Source organism: Glutamicibacter sp. NPDC088483 (assembly GCF_044753145.1).
Taxonomy (GTDB): domain Bacteria; phylum Actinomycetota; class Actinomycetes; order Actinomycetales; family Micrococcaceae; genus Glutamicibacter.
On sequence record NZ_JBIVMP010000003.1, the window covers coordinates 223,586 to 247,887 of the forward strand.

A 24,302-nucleotide genomic window follows, 5' to 3' on the forward strand; every position below is an offset into this window, starting at 1 on the left:
GCATGACCGAGAGCATCGTCAGCACCAACGAGACTGCACCAGCCGATTCCGGGCTGCTAAGAACCATGACCTCGCGTCATCTGGTGATGATCGCTTTGGGCGGGGTGATCGGCTCGGGCCTGTTCGTTTCCTCCGGATACACCATTGCCCAAGCCGGACCGCTGGGCGCAGTGCTGGCCTATGCAGTCGGAGCCTTGGTGGCCTACATGGTGATGAGCGGGCTGGGAGAGCTGTCGGCGCGGCATCCGGTGGCAGGAGGATTCCATGCACACGCCACCCGTGATCTTGGACCAGCGTGGGGTTTTGCCACGGCGTGGCTCTACTGGCTGTGCTGGGCGGTAGCCCTGGCCAGCGAATTCACCGCAGCCGGGTTGCTGATGCAACGTTGGTTCCCCTCGATTTCCGTCTGGGTCTTCTCACTGGTTTTCGCGGCTTTGCTGTTTGCGCTGAATGCGACTTCATCGCGAGTCTTCGGAGAAACCGAATTCTGGTTTGCGCTGATCAAGGTGGCGGCGGTGCTGCTGGTGATTGTCGTCGGCGCCGCCACGATCATCGGCATCAACCCGGCCAGTGACGCCGGCGTGATTGGCCTGTCCAATTTCAGCACCGAAGGGGGACTGTTCCCTGCGGGGATTACCGGAGTACTGGTCACCGTCCTCTCGGTGTTCTACGCATTCAGCGGTACCGAGCTGATCGGCGTAGCTGCCGGCGAGGCGAAGAACCCGCAGCTGAGCATTCCGCGGGCCATCCGCACCGCCGTGGTTCGCCTGGCGGTGTTCTTCATCGGTGCCATCGTGGCCGTAGCCGCAATCATCCCGTTTGCCGAGGCGGGCGCGAATGAAAGTCCCTTCGTCACGGTCCTGGATGTCGCCGGCCTGCCAGCCGGTGCGGACATCATGAACTTCGTGATCATCACCGCCCTGCTCTCGGCAGGCAACTCCGGACTGTACTCATGCGCTCGCATGCTGCATTCCATGGGAGCCGCAGGCCAGGCGCCCAAAGCCCTGTCCAAGACCAACAGCAGGGGCATTCCGATGCTGGCCCTGAGCCTGTCGATCCTCGGCGGACTGGTATCGCTGTTCTCCAGCTTCATCGCGGCGCAGTCGCTCTTCATGGCTTTGGTATCCATTGCCGGGTTTGCGGTAGTAGCGGTGTGGATCGTGATCTGTGCATCGCATCTGTCGTTCCGCCGGCACTACGTAGCCCTGCATGGATCCACCGATTCCCTGCCCTATCGGGCACCATTGTTCCCGATTCTGCCGATCATCGCCTTGGTGCTGCTTGGCGCTTCACTGGTGGGCGTGGCTTTTGATCCAGTGCAGCGTCCAGCACTGTACTTCGGTGTCCCGTTCACCCTTGCCTGCTTGGCCTATTACCGCTGGCGCCATGGCGCTGGGGTGTTCAGCCCGCAGCGTGAAGCTCAAAGTGCGGGATCGTTCGCGGGAAACTGAACCGGCGCAGAGTCCTGCGGCCCTACTGTTCCACGAGTGGAAGGTGGACCAGGGTGCGTTGCCCGTTTTGCACCATGAATCCGCGGCCCGGCGGGAATTCGTGGCGCTTGACGCGCGGGAAGGGCACCTTGAACAGCGAGTCCCCGTCGTAGGCGTCGGGCTTGAGCGCGATGCCGTGGCGGTTGGACTTCAGTTCGCCGAGCAGTCCGAAGCTGGAGGAGAACGCGTTGATGTCTCCGTCGGCGATCAACAAGTGGTCGGAGCGGTTGATGGCCTTGAGCAGTTCCTTGAGCGGGCGCTCGGCATCCGAATCGGCGAACTCGGTGAAGTTCTCCACAACGAACACGATCTTGCCCGGCATGGAATCGTCGGCGACCAGATCCAGCATGTCCTTGGCGAACTGCCGGGTCTCGGCCGGGCCCGAGGCCGCGCCGTTCCAAGTCCGCCAGCCGCGCAGCTCGGCGCGCCGGCCGCCAATGTGGAAGAACTGGGTGGCCGGGTTGGCGCGTTCCAGCGCGGTGACCATGGCGCGCATGGTGTTGGTCTTCCCGCTTTGCGGCGGCCCGGCGATGACGAAGGTGCCGATGGGCTCGAAGCCGCAGGGTGCGAGGGTGGCATCCGACAGGCCGATGGCCGGCTGCCCGTTGACCGTGTCGGGCAGCGCCGCCGCGGAGAATTCCTGCGGCAGCGACTCGACTCCGGCCGCCTGCGGGGCACCGGAAGCTGCCAGCTCTTGGGCCCAGCTGGTGGTCAGCGCGGTCTGCTCGGCCACGTTCGCGGTGCCGCCCAGCACGGCGATCTGCGCCTCGTGGCCCTTGATGATGGCGCGACCCGGGGCACTGCGTTCGCCCAGCACATCCTTGGCCACGCCCAGCACGTTGTAGGCCTGCTCGTCGGCCATGCGCAGCACCACGCGCTGGGTGATGTTCGCGCTGATCGCGGTGGGCACCGCGCCGAAGCGGTCGGCGGTGGTGACCACGTGCACGCCCAGCGGGCGGCCTTCGCCCACGATGCGCATGAACACCTGGTAGTACTCGCCGCGGCCGTGGCCCAGCTCCCAGTCGCTGCGGAACTGGCCGAAGCCGTCGATCAGCAAGAAGATGCGCGGCTCGGACAAGTCCCCGGTGACCTGGCGGTATTCGCTCAGAGAGGCGGCGTTTGCGGCCGCGTACCGGGCCGAGCGCTCATCGAGGTGCTCGGCCAGGATGCGGAAGACGCGCTGGATGCGCTCCACGTCATCGCCGCCAATCACCGCGCCGACATGCGGCAGCGGATCGAGCGACCGCAGCGAGCTGGTGCCGAATTCCAGTGCGTACACCGCTGCGGTGCCGGCCGAAGGGTTGGCTCCCGCGGCGATCGCGATGCTGCGCAGGGCCGCCGATTTGCCCGCGCCGGAGGTGCCGTAGACCAGCAGGTGGCCGTCGGTATCGGGTTCGAACCAAGCAGTTTCCTGGGCCTGGTGCTCGGGGATGTCGGCCAGGGCCAGCGGGATCCGGCAGTCCGAATCCGGGGCGAGCTCGCGCAAGTCCACAGTGGCCGAGAGGTCATCGAGCCAGGGCCGGCGGGGTGCCGGGATCCCGGCCCCGTTGGATGCGGCGATGAAGCTGGAGACCAGGCGCTTCTGGTCGTTCGGGCCGCTGTTCTCCTCGATTTCCTCGGACCCCGCATCAGGCTGCTCCCAGACGCGCGCGCCGCCGAAGCGCAGGTCCTCAACCCGCACTTCGGCCGCTTCGGGCTCATCGGTGGTCCAGCCTCCGGCGTAGCCGGACTGGAAGGGCACCAGCCGGCCCGGGCCGGTCTTGGCGATGCCGCGGCCGGGCAGCGACGGATCGAAGCCGGCGGCGATGGGGTCCTCCACCACGTCATTGGAGTCGGCGGCGTCGGCCATGCGCAGGGCCACGCGCAGGTTGGTGTTGGCGCGCAGGTTGTCCTTGATCACCCCGGCCGGGCGCTGGGTGGCCAGGATCAGGTGGATGCCCAATGAACGGCCGCGCTGGGCGATGTCCACTACGCCGTCCACGAATTCCGGGACCTCCCCGGCCAGGGCGGCGAACTCGTCGACCACCAGGACCAGCGCTGGAGGGGTCTCCGGGTCCTGGCGCTTTTCCAGCTCCAGCAGGTCCTTGGCCTTCTTGCGGTGGAAGAGCTTCTCGCGGTGGTGCAGCTCGGCACGCAGGCTGGTCAGCGCGCGGCGGACCAGGTGCGGGGAGAGATCGGTGACCAGCCCGACGCAGTGCGGCAGCTCCACGCAGTCGGCGAAGGCCGAGCCGCCCTTGTAGTCCACGAAGAGGAAGGTGACCCGGTCGGGGCTGTATTCGGCGGCCATCGCCAGCACCCAGGCCTGCAGGAATTCGGACTTGCCCGAGCCGGTGGTGCCGCCTACCAGGGCGTGCGGGCCCTGGGTGCGCAGATCCAGGCTCATCGCATCCGGGGTGCTCTGGCCGATGTAGGCGCGCAGGGTTCCGGCGCGCTTGAGCCGCGGCCGGGGCCCGGTGGAGGCGCGGTCGATCACCGAGTTGTTCTGCTTCCAGCGCTCGAGCACCGCGTCCGGTGCTTCGGCCAGATCGGTGCCCAGGATGCGCAGCAGCGACACCGAGTCCGGGATATCCGAAGAGTCCGGGACCAGCGAGCTGGAGTCAACGATCGGAGCCAGCCGGCGGGCGAAGTGCTCTGCATGCTCACGCGAGACTCCTTCCACGGTCACCTGGCGGGCTTCTTCGCCGGCGCGCACCCAGCCCACGCGGGCATCCTCCAGGCCCCGGGTGACATCCACGAAGGTGCGGCAGGCCGCGGGCAGGGACTGGACGGTGGGGGCCACGAAGATCGTGTAGATGCCCACGGCCGGTCCGCGCTCGATGATCTGCGAGAGCCGGGCGCGGTCCACCGGGGCGTCATTGCTGACGAACAGCACCAGCGAGAGGTCCTTGGCTACCGGCAGGCTGGTGTTCTGCTCGCCGGCTTCCTTGCCCAGCTCCATGGAGGAGTTGCGGGTGGACAGCGGGCCCAGCCGGTAGGAGGCCGGGTCGTTGCGCCGGGCGATGAGCTCTTCCAGGGCGTTGAGCAGCACGGTGCCCGAGGTCTGGGTATCGGCCAGCGCCAGCTGGGCCAGCGGGGAGCGCGGCCCGGTGGTGTGCGGCAGCCACTTGAACCATTCCAGGTCCCCGGTCCAGGCCGGGTCGATGATCGCGGCGGTGCACAGGTCGTTGGGGGCGTGCAGGCCGAAAAGCTGCACGGCCAGCGAGCGCAGGACATCGGCGGACTGCAACCGGGGCCCGGCAATGCCGATGGCGCCGGCAGAGGGCAGCAGCTCGATGATCGGCACATCGTCGATCATCCGGTATTGCTCGGTGAGCTCTTCGACCCGTTCGACGTATTCCTGCAGTCCTGCCCGGTCCGCCAGCGGGGCCACGGTGGTGCGGCTGCGGGCGGTTCCCGAGCCCAGCCGCAGGGAGAGGAAGTTCCAGTGCTCCGGGCGCCGGGTCCAGAGCAGCTGGCCCAGGGACTCGGCCTGCTCGAAGACCGTTGCGGTGGCTGGGGCTTCGCTGCGCCGGTGGGAGCGTTCGGCTTCCTCCCCGGCCAGCAGGCCATCTTCCAGCACTTCGAATTGCCGTTCGAAGGTCTCGATTTCCAGGCGCAGCTTGTTGTTGTTCTGGGTGCGCTGGCCGATCAGGTTGCCCAGCATCATCAGCGGCGAGACCAGCACCACGATCAGCGACAGCGCTCGCTGGGTCAGCGAGAAAATGGTCAGGCCCATGATCAGCGGTGCGAAGATCATCGGCCAGGGGAAGAGCTTGGGGCTGGCTTCCTGCGGGATCGCCGGGCGAGGCAGTTCCTCGCCGGGGTAGCGGATCTCCACCCGCGGCGAGCGGTTGAAGAGGATCGAGCCGCCCTTCTCGTAAACCGGGGACTGCCCGGTGGTGTTCGCCTGCAGCAGCTCGAAGTAGACATCCGTGGCGCCCAGGGTGATCAGCTGGCCGGGGATCACCGAGACGCGCTGGGCCAGCCCGCCATCCACCAGGATGCCATTGGCGGAGTTCAGGTCCACCAGCTCGATCTTGCTGCCCACCTCGATGCGCGCATGCCGGGTGGAGACCATGCGGTCGTTGAGCACCACGGTGGCCTTCTCCGAGCGCCCCACATAGGAGGTGCCGGCGGGCAGCGCGAAGGCCATGCCGGCATCCGGGCCGTTGGCCACGCGCAGCACCGCGGCCGCCGAGCCGCCCGAGACGAAGGCGTCGGTAGTCGGCACGACTTCGATGGCGAAGCCCGAACCCAGTTCCGCTTCGGCCAGCGGGGTGTGCGGATCGAGCTGCACCGGGGCGGTGCCGGTGGCCGTGGCCAGCAGCGTGGGATGCTCGGGAACCTGCTCCCCGGCCAGGGCGCGGGCGGCATCTCCCACGGTGGCGGTCGCATCGCAGGTCAGGATGACGTCCACGGTGCTGGTGTCCGGTCGCCTGAGCGTGGCCTTGATTTTCACTTGGCGGTCTCCTGGAAGGTAATGCGGAAGGTGCGGCTGCCGACTTGGACGACGTCACCGTCATTCAGATGCAGGCGGACATGGGGCGGTGCATTGTGCGGGGCGCGGGAGGCGACGATGACCTGGGTGCCATTGCTGGATCCCAGGTCCATGATCCAGGCATTCGCCCCGTCGCAGCCGAAGGCCAGGTGCGTTTTGGACATCAGACGTTCCGGGTCCTTCAGCGCGACCAGCAGTTCATTGCCGGTGCCCGCGGTGGCCTGGGGCGCACGCCCGATCAGCCCGGATTCGGGAACCGGGATGTAGGACCCGTCGTCGAAGGCGAAGGCCGCGCGGCGGACGATTCCCAGCCCTTGCTCCGAAGGCGAATGCCAGTCGCTGTTTTGCGCTCCGACAATGCCAGCGGTGGACCGGGCACGCGAAGGCACGGCGGCCTCTTCGCGCCCGGCGTCATCTTCGATCGTGCCCAGCGGCGGCAGATGCTCGGAAATGTCCCGGTCCGGGCGCGAGAGCAGGTATTCGGCACGGGCCAGCGCCCGCGGGTTGGTGGGGTCCAGTCCATTGCGGATATCGACCACATAGGTCTGGGCAATCTTGTCCAGCCAGCCGCGGCCGTGCTCCTTGTCGAACAGGAAGGAGACCAGTAGCAGGACGGGGCCGATGAGCGGGATGAGATGGCTGAGCAGGAAGGCGAAAGACGCGGCCATAACGCGGGGGATACCCGGTGCGGCGAAGCGGCCCAGTCCGGTGGCGCGCAGTCGCATCGCGGACTTGCCGGGCGAAGAGCCCTTGCGGCTGTTCATCGTGAGCAAGACAATCAGGTAGACCAGCAATAGCAGGGCGCTGACCGCGGACAGGACCAGCGGAACGGTGGAGTACTGCCCAGTCACCCGGAAAATCACGTAGCCGATGCCGGCGGGCAGCAATGCAGCCAGCGAAATAGCGTAGTCGATAAGGTAGGACCAAATGCGCAGGCGTGCTTCGGCCGGCCGCATTCCGAGGGTGGAGGATTTGGCGAGGGCTGCTGCTGAAACGACGTCCATGGGACCTTTCTACTTCAGTTCAATGCCGGCCTGCCACGGGGAGTTCTCCCCATTGAACGGAGGCCATCTGCCACATTATTCTAGACTGTGAACGAACTAGAGTGGCCCGGCAAGCGGGCCAGTCGACGAGTTGAGGAGCATTGTTGTGACTGATTTCAAGGCCAATTACGGCGAAATGGAAGCCATGGCATCGAAGCTTGATACCGGGCGCGAAGACCTGGATGGCGTTCTTGAGCAGCTGCAGTCCGGCGTGGACAAGCTGCTGGGCGAAGACTTCACCACCGAGCACGCTTCGGGCCAGTTCGGCGAAGGCTACAAGGACCTGAACGATGGCTTGAAGAAGGCTTTCGACGGCATTAATGACATGGCCATCGCCCTGCGCGACATGATGGAGCAGATCCAGGACACCGACCGTTCCATGGCTGGCAAGTAGGACCGTTTTTTACGGGGTAATGTGGCCGCCTTGGGAAATTACGGGCGGCCACATTTTTCTTGCACCGCCTGATCCTTGAATACCGAATTGTCCTGCAGCGTCGTCGCTGGATACCTGAGGAGTCGTTTGCACTATGGCCGATGAAATCTATTTGGCGCGCCTGGAAGAAATTGTCACGGAGCTAGGCAATAGTATTAAGGATTTCGAGAATGCGTCTGACTTTGCCAAGGGCATGGCCGGCTCAGTGGGAGACCCGATGGGCAAAGGCGATCTGAAAGACCGAGTCAAGGACTTCGAAGACAACTGGAACGATACCCGAGATGACCTCCTCAAGAATCTTGAAGGAGTGCATACCGGCTTGAAGGACATCAAGGATGGATTCGAAGAGTGGGATCTGGAAACGAAGAAGGCCTTCTTGAATTCACGTGCTTCCGATGCCCCCAAAGAAGCTAAGTAAACTGAGAGAGTTGACGACATGACCTTGGAATCGCCAAAGGGTACAACCCTGCAGCTCATCGACGGAAATCCTGATGACCTGCTCCGGAGCGCCAAGGACTTGATCACCTCGGGCGAGGAGATGGAACGCTCTGCGGCCAGGCTGGAAGACATCAGTAACGGGACGTCGGATCTGAAGTCTGAAGCTATCGCCAAGCTGCGTGAGAACGCTGGAGACGTATTTCCCGAGTTGCGCAAGGCGGCCATCCGATACGACGGCACAGGCCAGGCCCTGAAGAAATATTCCTATGCTTTGGACCGGGTCCAAGGCGCGCTCCAAATGTGCACCGCTGAGGGCGGAGTGGATTCGTACACGAGCTTGAACGCGCTGATCACGGACATCGAGGATGCGCACCAGGGCGTGCAAACCAAGAGAAGCCAAGAAGACACCGCCGAAGGCGCGGTAGATGATGCCGACGGATTCCTCGGCTTCAGCGAAGGGACCGACGAAGAAAAAGCGGAAGCCAAAAGCGACCTGACAGAAGCAACCGCTGCGCGCGAAGAAGCCGAAGAAGAACTGCGTGAGCTGTGGGGCAAATTCGACGGTCGCGTATCCTATTGGGAAGATGCCTACGATGAGGCAGTCGGCGAAATCGAGGATGCCTTCAAAGCCGCGGACAACGATGACAAGTTCCTCTCCACCCTGGGTTCGGTTCTAGGCTGGATTGCCTTGGGCGTGGGTATTGCGGCCTTGTTCATCACTTCGCCGGTGTGGGGACCGATCGCATCAGCAATTGCGGTGATCGCTGCCGTTGCCGTGGTGGCAATCGAGGTCATCAAGATGGTCCAAGGCGATGGCGACTGGACCAGTTTGCTGATAGCGGTAGTCGGAATTATCCCCTTCGGCCGTTTTGCTGGAAAAGCCTTCTCCGGCTTAAGCAAGGCATTTCCCTCGGGGATCAAGGCAGGATCCAAAGCGGGACCTCGGAACATCATCAAGGCCTTTAGCAAAACGCGTTCCAGCACGGGGCGCGGCATTGTCAGGTCTTCCATCAAGTCGGGCACCAAGCGCCCACCGAAAACTACGATCCGTGGAAACCGTCCGACCAAAGCCAAGATCCGGCGAAATAACCGCAAGATCGAGCAAAAGTACCAGCAGACCGTTTCCGGCAAGACCAACAAGTATTTGGATGGCTTCAACAAGGAATTCAAAGGCGACTGGAAGACATACGTTAAGTACATCTCGGAGGGAAGCGCAACAAAGCATCGCGAAATGGCTGCCTACATACTGAAGAACCCTGACGACATGGGTCCTCAGGCCAGAGCCTGGGCGGAAAAGATTGCGAAGCACGGGAACTGGGAAGACCGGGGCAACGTCATAGTAACCGCGCCTCCTAGCCTCTGGGACCTGACTCGCGAGAAGTAGCTTCGGCGCGGAGCAATCCGTAAAGTGAACATCCGAGCTACACATTGAATTGGCGGGAGAAACGATGAGCGCAACACCACCAGCGTCGATGGCGCGTCCCCGAGGCATCGGATATAGCTTGCTTTATCCGGCAGGTTGGCGCGAATTCAACAGCAGTGTGGAGCACGAGCAGGCTTTGACGAAGCTGGTGACTGCTGAGCCCAAGGCACTTGGGCGCGCAGACCTGGTATTGATGCTTCGACGGCAAATGCACCAGACATTCGAGTACTTGAGGCGCCGTGGATCACTTGGTTTCGCAATGCCGGTAGAGAAACTTGCCGTCGGTGCAATGCCGGTTTCCGTGATCCTGACACCACTCAAGGTGGGGCCCTCCGGCACTTTGCTGGATGCTGCGCGAAAGGCCGCAGGCGGCAACCAGATCGAAATCGAAGATGCCGACGGAGCAGACTGGTACCTCTGGTCTTCCGTGGAGCAAACTGCCGAAGCTCCCGAGCTCAAGAACAATGGCCTGAACATGGTTGTTCCTCGTCCTTTGCCGGATGGAAGCATCGATCCGGATCCAAAAGCTGGATTGTGGTTGCTTTATTCCTACGCGCACGTTGAGTCGGAGAATGGTGAGGCATTCGCCGAAGGATTAAGGTCGTTGGGCTTGTCGATACTGGGAACTTTCAAATGGGTGCCAATTCAATGACAACATACGAGATTGAACCGGATCTGGAATTCTGGATTCCAGTACCTCGCTCATTTCCTGAAGATAATTGGGAGACGGCGGAGCAATGGGCACAGGACCTTGCGGAATTGGCCATCCCGGAAGATCCTGAGCTGCGGAAGGTCTATGAGCAGCTGGCTTTGGACGTGGCGAACAACCAGATAGCCGAAGCCGAGCATACACTCTGGTATTCGCCTGAAGATGGACACGCACTGGGCACTGCCCACTTGATAGTTCTGGACGATGAGCCGGAAAAGAGCTTGGCGGAATTGGCCATGCCGATTTACGAGCCAGCCACGCCTGTCCAAACCAGTGAATACCAATCGGAGTCGGTTGGCCAGATTCTCCAGTTGACGTCGGTCATAGCGATGGACGCGCGGTCAGGAGATGCGGACACAGCAGTCATGCCTGCCGTAGGGCATGTGAGGACCGTTGCGCGTTCGCACGGGCTGGTATTCCTGCTGGAAGCCTACGACTCGGACCTGTCTGCGTTGAGCTTCATGATGGACCCTATGATCGACTTTTTCGAAGCCGTCAACTTTGAAGAGGATGAATTCGATAGTGAAATGGATGAGAATTGAATACTGCCAGATCCAGGCTCCCCGAACACAAAGATTTTGTAACTAACTCCTTGCATCTATATCCAAGAATCGACAAGGGGTTTTCCCTAGTGCTGTTGGGCGGGATTCTGTGCATCGTGGGAATCTATCTAATCGCGAATGATTTACCCTCGACATCAAGTTATCTATCCCAGATTGTTTTGCAAGGAATTCCGACCGTGATCGGAGCCATTCTTGCTATTTTCGGAGTCGTCGCACTTGTCACCGCACTAAAAGGCGCGGCACGCAAGGGCAACGAGGCGATCGACCTGAGATTCAAAGCCAGCGGCCTGACCGTTCGGGGCGGTCGCAAGATCAACTGGGATTCGATTACCTCGGTGACAGGTATCGAGCATGTAAATAATGCGAAAGTCCAAGTCCTTTGGGACCGAGCCGATCTGAACCGGTCATTGGAAATTTATGTTGATGATTCCGTGGATGGCCCCAATGGAAACTCCAAGGATGGAACGACATACGTTCGGGTTTCGCTTCGCCATTACCCTGCCATAGAGTACCGGACCCTTTATGAGCAAATGCTGGACCAATTCGAAAAACGCGGCATACCCCTTGTATTCGAGGCACGAGCTACGCAGTTCTGAATCTCCGCGTACTGGAGCTCCATCGCCGATGCCGCTAACCGTTATTTCAAGCGGTTGAGAACCCTGCAAAACGCCCGGGGCTGTAATGGTCTGCGGCTCAGCACGTTGCTAGAAGCGGAGCGGTCCGCTGTCGGTTTCACAAAATCGAAAGCACACTGATCGAACGCAAGCAGTTCTGAGCCATCATGCCCGACATGCATTACGACAGAAGCGCCGTTGCACCCGGACCTTACCGGGGCAACGGCGCTTCTATTTACGCAATTTCGGCTAAATGGACGTCATTTCTTCAGGTGGTCAACCAGCTGCGAAGCGATGCCGTTGTAGCTGCCCGGGGTCAGCGACTGCAGGCGGGTTTCGGCTTCAGCCGACAGGCCCAGTTCGCCAACGAATTCCTTCAGGCGGGCTGCATCCACGCGGTGGCCGCGGGTCAGGTCCTTCAGTCGTTCGTAGGGGTTGTCCATGCCCTCGACACCGGCGATAGCCTCGGCGCGCATGACCATCTGGATGGCCTCTGCGAGAACCTCCCAGTTGTGGTCCAGGTCGTCAGCCAGCACGGCTTCGGCGACAGACAGGCGATCCAAGCCCTTGGCAACGTTGGAGATCGCCAGCACCGAGTGGCCGATGGCGGTACCGATGTTGCGCTGCGAGGAGGAATCGGTCAGGTCGCGCTGCCAGCGGCTGGTGACCAGGGTGGAACCGAGGGTGTTCAGCAGGCCGTTGGAGATCTCCAGGTTGGCTTCTGCGTTCTCGAAGCGGATCGGGTTGACCTTGTGCGGCATGGTCGAGGATCCGGTGGCGCCGGCCACTGGGATCTGCGCGAAGTAGCCGATGGAGATGTAGCTCCAGACATCGGTGCACAGGTTGTGCAGGATGCTGTTGAAGCGTGCAATGTCTGCGTAGACCTCTGCCTGCCAGTCGTGGGATTCGATCTGGGTGGTCAGCGGGTTCCAAGCCAGGCCCAGGTGCTCAACGAAGTCCTTGGAAATCTGCTGCCAGTCAGCGGTCGGGACCGAAGCGTAGTGGGCAGCATAGGTGCCGGTAGCGCCGTTGATCTTGCCCAGGTACTCGGTCTTCTCGACGCGATCCAGCTGGCGGGTCAGGCGCCACGCCAGAACTGCCAGTTCCTTGCCCAGGGTGGTTGGGGTGGCTGGCTGGCCGTGGGTGCGCGAGAGCATCGGCACGTCGCGGGAGTCCTCGGCCATCTTGGCCAGCTGTGCCACCAGGTCGCGGGCTGCCGGCAGCCATACCTGCTGCACGCCGCCCTGGACGCCCAGAGCGTAGGACAGGTTGTTGATGTCTTCAGAGGTGCAGCCGAAATGCACCAGCGGCTTGAGGTTGCCAATGCCGATCGCTTCCAGGCGGTTGGCGATGTAGTACTCGACAGCCTTCACATCGTGAACGGTGACAGCTTCGATCTCTGCCAGTTCCTTCACGGAATCAGCGTTGAAATCGGTGACGATCTTGCGCAGTGCTGCCTTCTGTTCCGCAGAAAGCGGGGAGGTGCCTGGAAGAACGGAGTTATCGGTCAAGTGGATCAGCCATTCAACTTCAACGTGAACGCGATCGCGGTTCAAAGCCGCTTCGGAAAGGTAGTCGACCAGCGGTGCCACGGCGCTGCGGTAGCGTCCGTCGAGGGCAGTCAAAGCCAGTGGTTCATTAGCAAGGGAAGTGCGCGCAATCTCAGCCATACTCATATTCTTCCATCCTCGGCGCTACATCACATCTTTTACTTCACCGCTGTTTCCACAACCGGTCGCCAAACGTGCTGGTGCCCCATTGTTGCTGTCCATGATGGTGGACAAATTCTCAAGGATGCGGAGCAGGGAAATGATGTTTCAAGCGACGCTGCTGACGGTGGCAAGTCAGCTCGATGACGCCCAGAAAACCACTAAGTTCGCCATCGCACAGTTGGGTTCAATCCGGGCATTGACTTGGAATTCAAAGGCTGGCAAGGCGTTTCTAGACAATGTTGAGGAGCTGAGCCAGCGACTGGAAATGCTCAATGGCGAGCTGAACAACGCTGAAGAGTACTTGGGGGTTGCCATGCGTGAGATCCAAAACCTCGAAGCGCAAATCATGAACCAGAGAATGGCCTCGTAGCCATGGGATATGAAGTCAATTACAACGAGCCGGATTACGCCCAGGCAGGGGAAATCTGCCAGCGGGTTGCTCGCGACATCAATGGCATATCCGACGCATTACTCAGGGCCGCGCAGGCTGCGGACAGTTGCCAGGGGGACCTGAATCTGCAGTGCATGGCGGCAGGCATTGAAGCCAGGGGCTATGGCATCGGGCATCTAGGCGATTTGATCAGAGACAGCTATCAGCAGGCCAGGGAAGGCGAAATCACAGCGTTCGAACTTACCGGAAAGGTCTCTGCGGCCATGCGGAATTATGAGGTTGCCGAAGCCGCAGTTGAACGGATGATGCTCGTAAGCACCAGCGCGGTACTGGTCGGGGACTTCATATCCAAGACCCGCGATAACGGCTGGCGTCCGCCGAGGGAAAGCATGGAGACCTTTTTGCGCTTGCTGATGTCCTACATCCCGCACTGGCCCTTGGCGCCGAATATGACCTTGACCGAGCAAATCGAAGGTACCGCCAAGTCGCTGTCGCGGATTATGCGGCTGCTGGGGTCAAACCGGAATACCGAAATAGAGCTCGCAGGGCAAGATCCAGCTCAGACGGTTGAACTGGATGGCAAGATGAGAAGCTATTTCCAGCTGCACGAAAAGCTGGAGGGCGAAGGCACGGAGAACAACGGAAAGATCATGATCGTCGAAGCTGACGATGATACATATATCGCGCTCTTTCCGGGGACGCAGGATGACGCCGAAGTTCCTTCGCCTTTTGGCCCGGAAGGCATCGCTGACGGCTTCGGGGTGGAATCCGAGAATTTTGTGGAACCGCTCGATGAAGCATTAAGGCTCAGCGGAGCGAAAGAGGGCGATGAAGTAATCCTTTCCGGCTACTCGCAAGGAGGAATTCACGTAGCCCAGCTGACGAAGAACAAGTTCTTGAAGCGCAAGTACAAGCTGAACAAGGTGCTGACCCTTGGTTCTCCCATCGGCACTATTGATCTGCCAAAGGATGTCCGCAGCCTATCCGTAGAAGACCGAAAAGATATGGTGCCCGGCACCGATGGCGGACCCAATCCCCGCAAGGGCGAGCACTACACCACCACTTTCCCAGGTCCGCGCGAGCACATGCAGGACATCTTGCCCGAAGACGGGCTCTTTGGCCCGTCGCATCACCTCAAGAATTACGGTGACCACCTCCTGGAACTCGATGAGGACCCGAAACTGGAAATCAGAGAGCATCTGAAGCAGTTCTACCTTCCCGAATCCCCGCTGAAAATCCGCATGTTCAAGCTGGAGCGCAAGCAAAAAGAACGTCCGCCCCTGAAGGAAGAAGACAAGGAGCGGCTCAAGCACATGGCACCACGCCACTAAAGCGCTCAAGAACTGCAACCAGCCGGCCGGATCAGCATCACCGGGTATCACCGTGCTGATGAATGGTGCTGTGGATCAGGGCAGAAGATGGGACGCTGATCGGGGCCGGCGAATAGGGTATTAACGAAAGAGGACGGCACCTGTCGGATGCCGTCCTCTTCTTGTACTGCGTCGAATACCGCTTACTCGTTCTCGCTCTTCACGAACAATCCGAGGACCGCAGAGACGATGGAGATGATAATCGTGCCGGCGATGGCATCCCACCAGAACTGCTCGATGACCAGTTCAATCGGGGTGAAGGTCGTCAGCCATGAAGTCAGCAGGAGCATCAGGGCGTTAATCACGATGGTGAACAAGCCCAAGGTGAGGCAGGTGATTGGCAAGGAGAACAGCTTGACGATCGGACGGACCAAGGCGTTGACCAATCCGAAGATTGCGCCAACCGCCAAATAGGCGATGACCGTGCTTACTGCACCTTCGCCGGCCGCGACGATCTTGAGGCCGGGCACAATCCAGACGGCGGCGGCGAGGGCAAGCGCATTGACGATGACTCGAATCAGAAAGCTCATGCCTTAACTTTGGCATAGAAATCTGGGATTAGGATGAACCGCAGATATCGCTAAACCCTTAGTGAGGGCTAGGCTTTGAGGTATGACTGAGAACCCGGTGACCCAAGATCAGGTGCAGCCACGCTCTGTAGTTGCACGTTTGCCCAAATACGCTGCGGGCAAGCCGCCTGCCCCTATTGAAGGTGCGAGAGCTTACAAGCTGTCATCGAATGAAATTCCCTTCGGTCCCTTGGACGCTGTGCATCGGGCGGTCGTGGAGCAGTCCAGCCTGAATCGCTACCCTGATCCGCTATCGACCAAGCTGCGCGAAGCACTTTCCGAGTACTTGGACGTTCCTGCGGAAGACATCGTGACCGGGGCCGGTTCCCTTGGCGCGTTGGTGCAGATCCTGAACGCCTTCGCGGGCCAGAACGAAGACGGCATCCAGGATGAAGTCATCTATGCGTGGCGTTCCTTCGAGGCCTACCCAATCCTCGTACAGACTGCCGGTGCGCTGCCCGTTGAAATCCCGTTGCTGGAAGACGGGCGCCACGATCTGGAATCCATGATCGCAGCGGTGAACGAGAACACTTCAGTCATCTTGCTGTGCACACCGAATAACCCCACCGGTCCGGTACTCAGCCAGGCCGAAGTCGATGACTTCCTGGCACGGGTTCCGAAGAACGTGCTGGTTGTCCTGGATGAGGCCTACACCGAGTTCGTCCGCGACGAGAAATCGGTGGATGGCATCCATACCTACAACGAGAACGAAAATGTGGTTCTCCTGCGCACTTTCTCGAAGGCTCACGGCCTGGCGAATCTCAGGGTGGGCTACTCGGTGGCCCACCCGGAGATCACCGATAACATCCGCGTAGTGGCCACCCCGTTTGCCGTCTCCAGCGTGGCCGAGGATGCCGCGGTCGCTTCGCTGGCCCACATCGACCAGGTGCTTGAGCGCGTTGAGGGCTTGGTCATGGAACGCGAACGAGTTGCCTCGGCCCTGGCCGGGCAGGGCTGGAAGATTCCTTCCACCCAGGCGAACTTCGTCTGGCTTCCGCTGGGCGAAAAGACCGATGAGTTCGTCGAGCGGGCAAACGCCGTGGCGCTGTCGGTGCGCGGCTTCTCGAACGAAGGAGTGCGCGTCTCCATCGGCGAAGTTGAAGCAAACGATCGTTTTATTGAACTGTGCAAGGAATCACTAGACCTGGCATAGGGGCAACTGGTGCTGATTTCTCGCGTTTTAGCGGTCAGTGCCTATAGGCTTAGAAATTAGACAAGCCGTATATGTCCCATGCGGAATGTATTCCGTGTGGGGCATATTTATGACCGAAGGATGATAAATGACGCGTGCTGCGACCGAGGCGACGGAGCCGGATCTGATTCAGATCCTGACTCCGGACGGCCAGCGTCAGTCCCATGGAACGTACGATGCGTATCTGGGTGACGTTGATGATGACATGCTTCGCGGCTTCTACCGCGACATGGCATTGACCCGTCGATTCGACCAAGAGGCCACAGCATTGCAGCGCCAGGGCCAGTTGTGCCTCTGGGTCCCGCTGCGCGGGCAGGAAGCGGCGCAGATCGGTTCCGGCCGTGCCACCCGCCGAAGCGACTACATCTTCCCCACCTACCGCGAGCACGGCGTGGCACTGACCCGCGATGTGTCCTTCTCCGAAATGCTGCGCCTGTTCCGCGGCATCTCCGGAGGCGGCTGGGATCCCCGGGAAAACAACTTCCACATGTACACCATGGTGCTTGCCGCGCAGATGCCGCATGCCGCCGGCTACGCAATGGCTTTGAACATGGAACAGCGCGGCTGGGATGAAGCCCGTCGCGCCAAGGAGGGCAACGCCGTAGTCGCCTACTTCGGCGATGGCTCCTCCACCGAGGGCGAAACCCATGAGTCCATGGTCTTCGCCAGCTCCTTCAACGCACCGGTGGTCTACTTCTGCCAGAACAACCAGTGGGCGATTTCCGTTCCTTTCGAGGTCCAGTCCAAGGTGCCGCTGGTCAACCGCGCCGCAGGCTACGGCATGCCGGGAGTGCGCGTGGATGGCAACGACGTGCTGGCCGTTCTGGCGGTCACCCGCTGGGCGCTGGAACACGCACGCAGCGGCAAGGGCCCGGTCCTCATTGAGGCCGTCACCTACCGCCTCGGCGCGCACACCACCGCCGATGATCCAACCAAATACCGCATGAGCGAAGAAGAGGCCCAGTGGGCCCCGAAGGACCCGCTGATCCGCCTGGAAACCTACCTGCGCGAGAACAACCTGGTTGACGACGCCTACTTCGAGCAGCTGGCCGCCGACGCTGATGCGATGGCTGCCAAGGTCCGCGAAGACGCCATGGCCTTCCCTGTCCCGCCGCTGGCCAAGTCCTTCGAGCAGGTCTACGCCGAAGCGCATCCACTGATCCAGGAAGAACTGGCCTGGCATCTGGAATACGAAGCAGGATTCGCCGATGCGGCTGAGGGAGAGCACTAAATGACCACCACAATGACCCTGGCCAAGGCCATTACCAGCGGCCTGGACAAGGTGCTGGAATCCGATGGCAAGTCCCTGCTGATGGGCGAGGACATCGGGCGCCTCGGTGGCGTCTACCGCATCACCGACGGGCTGATCGACAAGTATGGCGAGCACCGCGTCATCGACTCGCCGCTGGGCGAGGCCGGCATCGTCGGCACCGCCGTGGGCATGGCCCTGCGCGGTTTCAGCCCGCTGGTGGAAATCCAGTTCGACGGCTTCGTCTTCCCTGCTTTCAGCCAGATCACCACCCAGCTGGCCAAGATGCACGCCCGCTCCGAGGGGCGTCTGACCACACCTGTAGTCATCCGCATTCCCTACGGCGGCGGCATCGGCTCCATCGAGCACCACTCCGAATCCCCGGAGGCGCTGTTCGCCCACACCGCGGGCCTGCGCATCATCACCCCGTCCAACGCGCATGACGCCTACTGGATGATCCAGCAGGCAGCCAGCTGCCAGGACCCGGTGATCTTCTTCGAGCCCAAGCGCCGCTACTGGCTCAAGGGCGAGGTCGATACCGAAACCCCGGCGCTGGATGCCTTCAAGGCGCAGGTGGTCCGCCCGGGCACTGACGCGACCATCGTCGCCTACGGCCCGCTGGTGCCGATCGCCCTGGCTGCCGCTGATGCCGCGCTGGAAGATGGCCGGTCCATCGAGGTCATCGACCTGCGCTCGCTGTCGCCGATCGATTTCGACACCATTACCGAATCGGTGCAGAAGACCGGCCGGCTGATTGTCACCCACGAAGCGCCGACCTTCGGCGGCCTGGGCGGCGAAATCGCGGCCCGCATCACCGAGCGCGCCTTCCTCTCGCTGGAAGCCCCAGTGCTGCGCGTGGGCGGATTCCACATGCCTTACCCGATTTCCAAGGTGGAGTCCCAGTACCTGCCGGACATCGACAAGTTGCTTGAAGCCCTCGACCGGTCTTTCGCTTACTAAGCGGAATCCAAGGAGTAGTAATGACAGTCTTTAATCTCCCCGATGTGGGCGAAGGCCTGACCGAAGCGGATATCGCCTCCTGGAAGGTCAAGGTGGGCGACACCGTTGAGGTCAACCAGATTTTCGTGGAAATCGAAACCGCGAAGTCGCTGGTCGAGCTGCCCTGCCCCTTCGCCGGGGTGGTCACCGCATTGCACGCGGCCGAGGGCGATACCGTACTCGTGGACAACCCGCTGATCACCATCGATGAAGAAGGCAACGCGGCACCTCCAACCGGCGTGCCCGAAGCAGCCGAAGCCCTGAGCACCGCCGCACCGCAGGCCTCGGAGGAACCCGGCCCGCTGGTCGGATCGGGCCCCACCGCTGATGCCTCGGTGCGCCGGGCACGCACCACCCGCCCCGCTCCTTCGACGGCCGGTGCGCGAACCGCAGCGGTGCGCGCCTCCGGCTCCGCCTTGGCCGAGACCATCTCGCGCCGCGCGCAGTCCCTGGGTACCGCGGTGACCCGCGAAGTCGACCGCCGCAAGCCTGCGGTGGCGAGCTTCGTGGACCGCGTGCTGGCCAAGCCGCCGGTACGCCGGCTGGCCAAGGAGCTGGGCATCGACATCAACGACGTGGTGGGCACCGGCAACCAGGGCGAGATCACCCGCGAAGACGTCAACAGCTACCAGGCCCAGCGCGAAGCCGAGCATGCAGCGGCGCCAACCTATTGGGCCCACGGCCAGCTGGCCGATGCCCGCGTGGAACGCACCCCGGTGCGCGGCGTGCGTAAAGCCACCGCCAAGGCCATGGTCGACTCGGCCTTCACCGCACCGCATGTCTCGATCTTCGTGGATGTGGATGCCAGCCGAACCATGGAATACGTGCAGCGCCTGAAGAAGTCCCGCGACTTCGAGGGCATCAAGGTCTCGCCGCTGCTGGTGCTGGCCCGTGCCGTGATCTGGGCGGCGGCCCGCAACCCTTCGGTGAACGCCAGCTGGGTGGAAACCGCAAACGGCGCCGAGATCCACCAGAAGCGCTTCATGAACCTGGGCATCGCCGCAGCCACCCCGCGCGGCCTGCTGGTGCCGAATATCAAGGACGCCCAGAACCTGAACATGAAGGAACTGGCCATCGCCCTGAACGATCTGGCCACCACCGCGCGTGCCGGCAAGACCCGTCCCGAGGACATGCGCGATGGCTCGCTGAGCATCACCAACATCGGCGCGCTGGGCATCGACACCGGCACCCCGATCATCAACCCGGGCGAAGTAGCCATCGTTGCCTTCGGCACGATCCGCCAGAAGCCATGGGTCATCGACGGCGAAGTGGTCCCGCGCTGGATCACCACCCTGGGCGGATCCTTTGACCACCGCGTGGTGGATGGCGACCTCTCGGCCCGCTTCATGGCCGACGTGGCATCGATCCTGCAGGAACCGGCGATGCTGCTGGACTAAGGGCTCCCGGGCCAGCGAGGCAGCCCACCGCCCCGCGCAGAACCTTTCGGGGATCTGCGCGGGGCGGTGTCGTCCCTGCGGTTCGAAATGTTCCTTGAGCAGGGTTATTCAAACCCCTGTTGATACAGTTGTTCCCATGAACTGCACGTGTTGCACCGACCTGAAGTACCCCGGCAAGCTGCTGCTCGCGGGCCTGTTCGCAGCCCTGGGCCTGGGACTGGGCGTTGTGCCGGCGCAGGCAGCCGCGGATCCAACTCAGCCAGAGGCCACGGCTCCGGTCTACCCCTCGGCGACGCCCGACGATGACTCCGCAGATGAAGGCACCGTCCTCATCCCGTCGGTGACCTCGCAGGAAGGCAACTTCTACCTGGCAGTCACCGATGCGGCACTCGATGAGGTGGATTCGGAACGGATCATGGACCAGGTCCGGCAGGCCGTGGGCGAACAGGATGCGAAGATCCTGCTCGGGGTGGACCAGGAACCCAACAACCTCAAGGGAGCCGGGCAGCTGGTGCGCGGGATGCTGATGTTCGGCGACAGCGACGCGCTGAGCGATGACTGGCTGGAGAACGGAAAGACCCTGGGCTATGTCGGGGAAGGCTGGATCGCCATCGGCGTGATGCTTCCCCAGGAAGCCGGGGATCCGGTGGAAATCGCCGTGGATCCCGGGCGCGACGTGCGCGAAACCGCACCGGGAAGCCAGCAGCGGATCCTGGAGGCAGGGCAGGGAGAGTTCGCCGCCGGGGATTACACCGCGGGGATCACCGCCGTCGCGCTGGCCACCACCCAGCAGCTTCAGGCACCGCCTGACCGGACACTGGCCAAGGTGATCGCCGTGGGCGCGCTCGCCGCGGCCCTTGCGTTCCTGCTCGCATGGGCCTGGCGTGCCAAGCGCCGCAAGGCCCGGCAGGCAGCCGCCGCCGATCGCAACAAGCAGGCCGAGCTGCTCGAATCACGGATCCAGCGGGCAAGCATTTACCTGGACCGCCATCCGGTGCCCGATCCCGGCCGGGCGGGGGAGAGCCGCTTGGCGCAGGTGATGGCAGAACTTGAAAGGCAACGGGCCGGCTCCCAGCAAGGCGCCTTGCGCGCATTGGACACGGCCCCGGATTCCCTGCAGTCGCAGCAGGTCTCCGAAGCGCAGCTGGCCCAGCTGCGCGACTGCGAGCACGAGCTCTCGCTGCTGCGCGGAGCGGTGCAGCTGGCCCACGCCTTCACGGCACGGCCACGGGATTCGCGCGAGTCCTGGAACCGGACTTTCGCATACCACCGTGCACGGCTGGAGGACCTGGCGCTGTTCCTCGATCTTCCCGGTGCCGGGCAACTGGCTTGCGCGCAGGCCGCGCGCACCGTGATCATCACGCATACCGATGAGCTGCAGCTGCTGCACACCCGCCTGAGCTGCAGGAGTACCGGCGCGGATACGGCCCCGGGGATCCTGGACAGGCTGTGGGAACTGCGCGACGAACTCGATGGCGTGTTGCACGATGCACTGGCCCAAGCCGGCCAGGCGAGGCTGAAGATTCCCCACGGCCTGGGCGAATCAATGGAGGGCGCGCAGCGGAAAACCGATCCGCTGGAGGACGATCCCATCGCAGTGCTCCGGAATTTCGCGCCAGGAAGCGGGACCCGCTGATGCCGGCCCGTTTGATGCATGATTCCACCGGACGGCGCTTGCACCGCCCGTACCATTGGACTGCCATCGCCGCCATCATCATGGCGCTGGTGACCACCGCGCTGGGCGTGCGCGCGGTGATGGCCGTGCAGGCAGCCAACGTCCCGGACCCCTACGAGGTCCAGGTGGTGGTCCGCGGCGATAACGGCTTCAACATCACCCAGCAGACGGTGGACGCCGAGATGGCCCGGCACCCGGTGCGTGCCACGGCCCCGCTGGAACTGGTCATCACCGACCGCTGGCTCACGGGTGATGAACTGCTGCGCGGGCAGGTGCCGGAAAACCAGATCATCGTCTCGACCAGGATGGAGAACAGGGATCCCGGGCTAAGCGACGCCGAACAGCGCTTCGCCGGGGTGGGCCTGGACCGCAGCCTTGCAGCATCCGACGACGCGCATACCGACCTGCGCTTCGACATCGAGCACGCCTTCACCAAGAACGTTTCGGTAGGCCATGGGCCCAAGGCGGCGGCGGCCGCCGCGCATACTGCCGCCGTGCTGCTGGACGATTCGCCCAGCAGCTCGGCGATCTTCTGGTTCGCGGCCGTGGGTGCGAGCGCCATGCTCACCGCCGCATTCCTGGCCAGCGCCCTGCGCTTCCGCTCGCGGTGGGCATCGCGCCACAGGCGGCTGGCCGCGGCGCAGCGCAAGCTGGCCCGCGTGCTCCTGGACCTCGAAGCACTGGAAGCCACCTACCAGGCCACCGACCAATCGCGCCGTCCTGCCGGCTTCACCAAGGCGTGGCGGCAGCTCGAATCCCTGTCCCTGGATGCCGCCCGCCGCGAAGCGCCCTTGGTGCGCTCGCTGTTCACCCGGGCTGAATGCCTGGAACAGAGCACCGGGCAGCAGCTGGCGGCCTTCGAGGCCGACACGCGCAAGCTGACGGAACTGGCCGACTCGCTGATGGGCGCCGGCTCGGTGCATGCGCACCTGGCTGGCACCGGATCCACCTTCGACAAGCTCAGCAGCCCGATCAACGATGCGGCCACGGCGCTGCTGATCCGGCTGGACACCGCTCCGGGCACCATGGTGGCCGGCAAGGACCTGGCGGATTTCCGCAGTGCCCTCGGCGAACTGCTCAATGCCGCCCATGGCGATACCAGCCAGCGCACCGCCATCGAGCGCTGGGCCGAGGCCGAACGGCGGCTGGCGAAGCTCGCCGGGAAGATCGCTGCCCGGTTGCGCCGGTATCCGCGGGGCCTGCCGCAGCCGGTGCCCCAGATCGGCGCCCAGCACAATGAGCTGCGCTCCAGCCTGGGCTTGCCGCCGGTATCCAAGCAGGGTGCGCTGGCGCAGATCGCCACGGCGAACTCGCTGGCCCGCGGGATTCTCGGCGACACGCTGCAGACCGACCAGGCTGCCGGAGGGACATCGGGCGAACCTGCTGGCTGGCAGCGCATGCTGGCCCGGCTCGCCAGCACCCGCAAGGCAGCTGGCGATGAACCGCCGAAGCTGCGCCGGGCGTGGAAGTCTGGACTGCTTGCGGCCCTGCTGGTGGGCAGCCTGATCGCCGCGGGGCTCATTGTCTCCTCGATAGCCAACGAACCCGAACGCACCCATGAGGGGTCCGGCCGGGGAATGGAACTTGAAATCGATGACCAGGGCCAGCTGGTTGACGAGGCCGAGATCCGCCGGTACATGGAAGAGGACTTCGACACCCCGCAGCAGATCCTGGTTGCGGTGCGCGATGCCGAAGCCTACCTGGAACTCAAGCACTTCGACGGCTCGGAATACCGTGATTCGACGCCCGAGAGCGTGCGCGCGGCGATCTTGCGGATCAAGGACGAATACTCCGATCGCGCTGATCCTGCCAACGGGGAGCTGCCCGAGGACTTGACGATCATTCCGCTGCTGATCACGGACGAGGGCAAGGGCATCATGCCAGGGCTGATTTCCGGTGCGGTCATCAGCGGTACCGCCTCGTGGGGAACGACCGGCGGGTGGGAGCACGGAAGCATCTACGAGTCGAACTATCCGGCGATGGAAGCGGCCAGCGCGGCCGAGGACTTCGCCGTGGTGCTCAAGCAAGCCGGGTACGAGCAGCCGGACTACAACACCACCTTGCTGTACTGGATGCTCGTGTTCATGCTGTTCTTCACGGTAATCAACGTTCTCCAGGTGATCCAGTACCTGCTCGGGGCCAGCACGCAGCTGACCCGGTTCTCCCGCGGTTCGCGGTCCGTCCAGCATTCGCGCCGGCAGCTGGAGCAGCTGGCCATGGGCCTGGAGGATTCGCAGATCAATGCGGTGGCCGTGCTCGGCGCGACCGCGGCCGGGAATGCGGACGAGGCAGGGCAGCGATTGTTCGAGCGGGCCTTGATGATGGCTTGGCGCGAAGCCCAGGAGTTATCCTCGATGACCCTGGGCCAGCGCCTTGCCGCCGGCTATGCCCAGCGCGCGGCGCATCTGGCCCGGCTGGTAGCGCTGCTGGGCGAACGCGATGCCGACGTGGCGCGGCGGGCCAAGGCGCTGGTGCTGGCCAGCCGCGGTGCCGGGGGAGATGCTCCAGCGCCAGTGGAACTGCCGGGACAGAAATGACTCCGCCCCGGCAGTCCGGCA

19 protein-coding genes are annotated in these 24,302 nt (G+C 62.8%); 15 read left to right on the forward strand and 4 right to left on the reverse strand.

What is annotated here, in order from left to right; genetic code table 11:
- Window positions 1-2 precede the first annotated feature (2 nt).
- A complete protein-coding gene (locus ACIP6G_RS07840) occupies window positions 3-1,451 on the forward strand; it encodes an amino acid permease (protein ID WP_365942727.1) in 1,449 nt (482 codons plus the stop codon).
- Between the two features lie 22 nt (window positions 1,452-1,473).
- On the opposite strand, the gene ACIP6G_RS07845 is transcribed toward ACIP6G_RS07840, so the two are convergent.
- Both ACIP6G_RS07845 and ACIP6G_RS07850 read right to left on the reverse strand, forming a co-directional pair.
- Window positions 1,474-5,928: an FtsK/SpoIIIE domain-containing protein gene (locus ACIP6G_RS07845; protein WP_365942726.1), complete on the reverse strand. Its 4,455-nt coding sequence runs from the start codon at window positions 5,926-5,928 to the stop codon at window positions 1,474-1,476.
- Window positions 5,925-6,971: an RDD family protein gene (locus ACIP6G_RS07850; protein WP_365942725.1), complete on the reverse strand. Its 1,047-nt coding sequence runs from the start codon at window positions 6,969-6,971 to the stop codon at window positions 5,925-5,927. Before ACIP6G_RS07850 ends, ACIP6G_RS07845 begins: the two co-directional genes overlap by 4 nt.
- A gap of 145 nt (window positions 6,972-7,116) precedes the next feature.
- Here ACIP6G_RS07850 and ACIP6G_RS07855 point away from each other — a divergent pair, with 145 nt between their 5' ends.
- The 6 genes from ACIP6G_RS07855 (at window position 7,117) to ACIP6G_RS07880 (ending at window position 11,172) form a co-directional block, all read left to right on the forward strand.
- Window positions 7,117-7,404, forward strand: coding sequence for a WXG100 family type VII secretion target (locus tag ACIP6G_RS07855; RefSeq protein ID WP_066141890.1), 288 nt, complete (start codon window positions 7,117-7,119; stop codon window positions 7,402-7,404).
- Between the two features lie 133 nt (window positions 7,405-7,537).
- Window positions 7,538-7,861 (forward strand): hypothetical protein, encoded by a 324-nt coding sequence (locus ACIP6G_RS07860; protein ID WP_105656206.1) that lies wholly within the window; start codon window positions 7,538-7,540, stop codon window positions 7,859-7,861.
- Between the two features lie 18 nt (window positions 7,862-7,879).
- Window positions 7,880-9,265, forward strand: coding sequence for a hypothetical protein (locus ACIP6G_RS07865; RefSeq protein WP_365942723.1), 1,386 nt, complete (start codon window positions 7,880-7,882; stop codon window positions 9,263-9,265).
- Window positions 9,266-9,329: 64 nt separating this feature from the next.
- Window positions 9,330-9,956: a hypothetical protein gene (locus ACIP6G_RS07870; protein WP_365942722.1), complete on the forward strand. Its 627-nt coding sequence runs from the start codon at window positions 9,330-9,332 to the stop codon at window positions 9,954-9,956.
- A complete protein-coding gene (locus tag ACIP6G_RS07875) occupies window positions 9,953-10,555 on the forward strand; it encodes a hypothetical protein (protein WP_105656209.1) in 603 nt (200 codons plus the stop codon). The genes ACIP6G_RS07870 and ACIP6G_RS07875 overlap by 4 nt, the downstream gene beginning before the upstream one ends.
- Before the next feature lie 116 nt (window positions 10,556-10,671).
- Window positions 10,672-11,172, forward strand: coding sequence for a hypothetical protein (locus tag ACIP6G_RS07880; RefSeq protein ID WP_365942721.1), 501 nt, complete (start codon window positions 10,672-10,674; stop codon window positions 11,170-11,172).
- Between the two features lie 278 nt (window positions 11,173-11,450).
- On the opposite strand, the gene purB is transcribed toward ACIP6G_RS07880, so the two are convergent.
- Window positions 11,451-12,860 carry an adenylosuccinate lyase gene (gene purB, locus ACIP6G_RS07885; RefSeq protein ID WP_105656211.1) on the reverse strand — a complete coding sequence of 470 codons (1,410 nt, stop codon included), beginning with the start codon at window positions 12,858-12,860 and terminating at the stop codon, window positions 11,451-11,453.
- On the opposite strand from purB, the gene ACIP6G_RS07890 reads away from it, so the two are divergent.
- Both ACIP6G_RS07890 and ACIP6G_RS07895 read left to right on the forward strand, forming a co-directional pair.
- Window positions 12,841-13,272 carry a hypothetical protein gene (locus ACIP6G_RS07890; protein ID WP_105662028.1) on the forward strand — a complete coding sequence of 144 codons (432 nt, stop codon included), beginning with the start codon at window positions 12,841-12,843 and terminating at the stop codon, window positions 13,270-13,272. The genes purB and ACIP6G_RS07890 overlap by 20 nt on opposite strands.
- A 2-nt stretch (window positions 13,273-13,274) precedes the next feature.
- A complete protein-coding gene (locus tag ACIP6G_RS07895) occupies window positions 13,275-14,624 on the forward strand; it encodes a hypothetical protein (protein WP_365943328.1) in 1,350 nt (449 codons plus the stop codon).
- Between the two features lie 182 nt (window positions 14,625-14,806).
- Here ACIP6G_RS07895 and ACIP6G_RS07900 read toward each other — a convergent pair whose 3' ends face one another.
- Window positions 14,807-15,193: a phage holin family protein gene (locus ACIP6G_RS07900; RefSeq protein ID WP_105656214.1), complete on the reverse strand. Its 387-nt coding sequence runs from the start codon at window positions 15,191-15,193 to the stop codon at window positions 14,807-14,809.
- An 82-nt stretch (window positions 15,194-15,275) separates the two neighbouring features.
- On the opposite strand from ACIP6G_RS07900, the gene ACIP6G_RS07905 reads away from it, so the two are divergent.
- The 6 genes from ACIP6G_RS07905 (at window position 15,276) to ACIP6G_RS07930 (ending at window position 24,281) form a co-directional block, all read left to right on the forward strand.
- A complete protein-coding gene (locus ACIP6G_RS07905; protein ID WP_365943329.1) occupies window positions 15,276-16,385 on the forward strand; it encodes a histidinol-phosphate transaminase in 1,110 nt (369 codons plus the stop codon).
- A gap of 127 nt (window positions 16,386-16,512) precedes the next feature.
- Window positions 16,513-17,655 carry a pyruvate dehydrogenase (acetyl-transferring) E1 component subunit alpha gene (gene pdhA, locus ACIP6G_RS07910; protein ID WP_105656216.1) on the forward strand — a complete coding sequence of 381 codons (1,143 nt, stop codon included), beginning with the start codon at window positions 16,513-16,515 and terminating at the stop codon, window positions 17,653-17,655.
- Complete coding sequence (locus tag ACIP6G_RS07915) at window positions 17,656-18,633, forward strand: alpha-ketoacid dehydrogenase subunit beta (protein WP_105656217.1); 978 nt, start codon at window positions 17,656-17,658, stop codon at window positions 18,631-18,633.
- Between the two features lie 20 nt (window positions 18,634-18,653).
- Window positions 18,654-20,069: a dihydrolipoamide acetyltransferase family protein gene (locus ACIP6G_RS07920; protein WP_332731564.1), complete on the forward strand. Its 1,416-nt coding sequence runs from the start codon at window positions 18,654-18,656 to the stop codon at window positions 20,067-20,069.
- A gap of 136 nt (window positions 20,070-20,205) precedes the next feature.
- Window positions 20,206-21,705 (forward strand): hypothetical protein, encoded by a 1,500-nt coding sequence (locus tag ACIP6G_RS07925; RefSeq protein ID WP_365943330.1) that lies wholly within the window; start codon window positions 20,206-20,208, stop codon window positions 21,703-21,705.
- Window positions 21,705-24,281 carry a hypothetical protein gene (locus ACIP6G_RS07930; protein ID WP_400289453.1) on the forward strand — a complete coding sequence of 859 codons (2,577 nt, stop codon included), beginning with the start codon at window positions 21,705-21,707 and terminating at the stop codon, window positions 24,279-24,281. The genes ACIP6G_RS07925 and ACIP6G_RS07930 overlap by 1 nt, the downstream gene beginning before the upstream one ends.
- The last annotated feature ends 21 nt before the right edge of the window (window positions 24,282-24,302 follow it).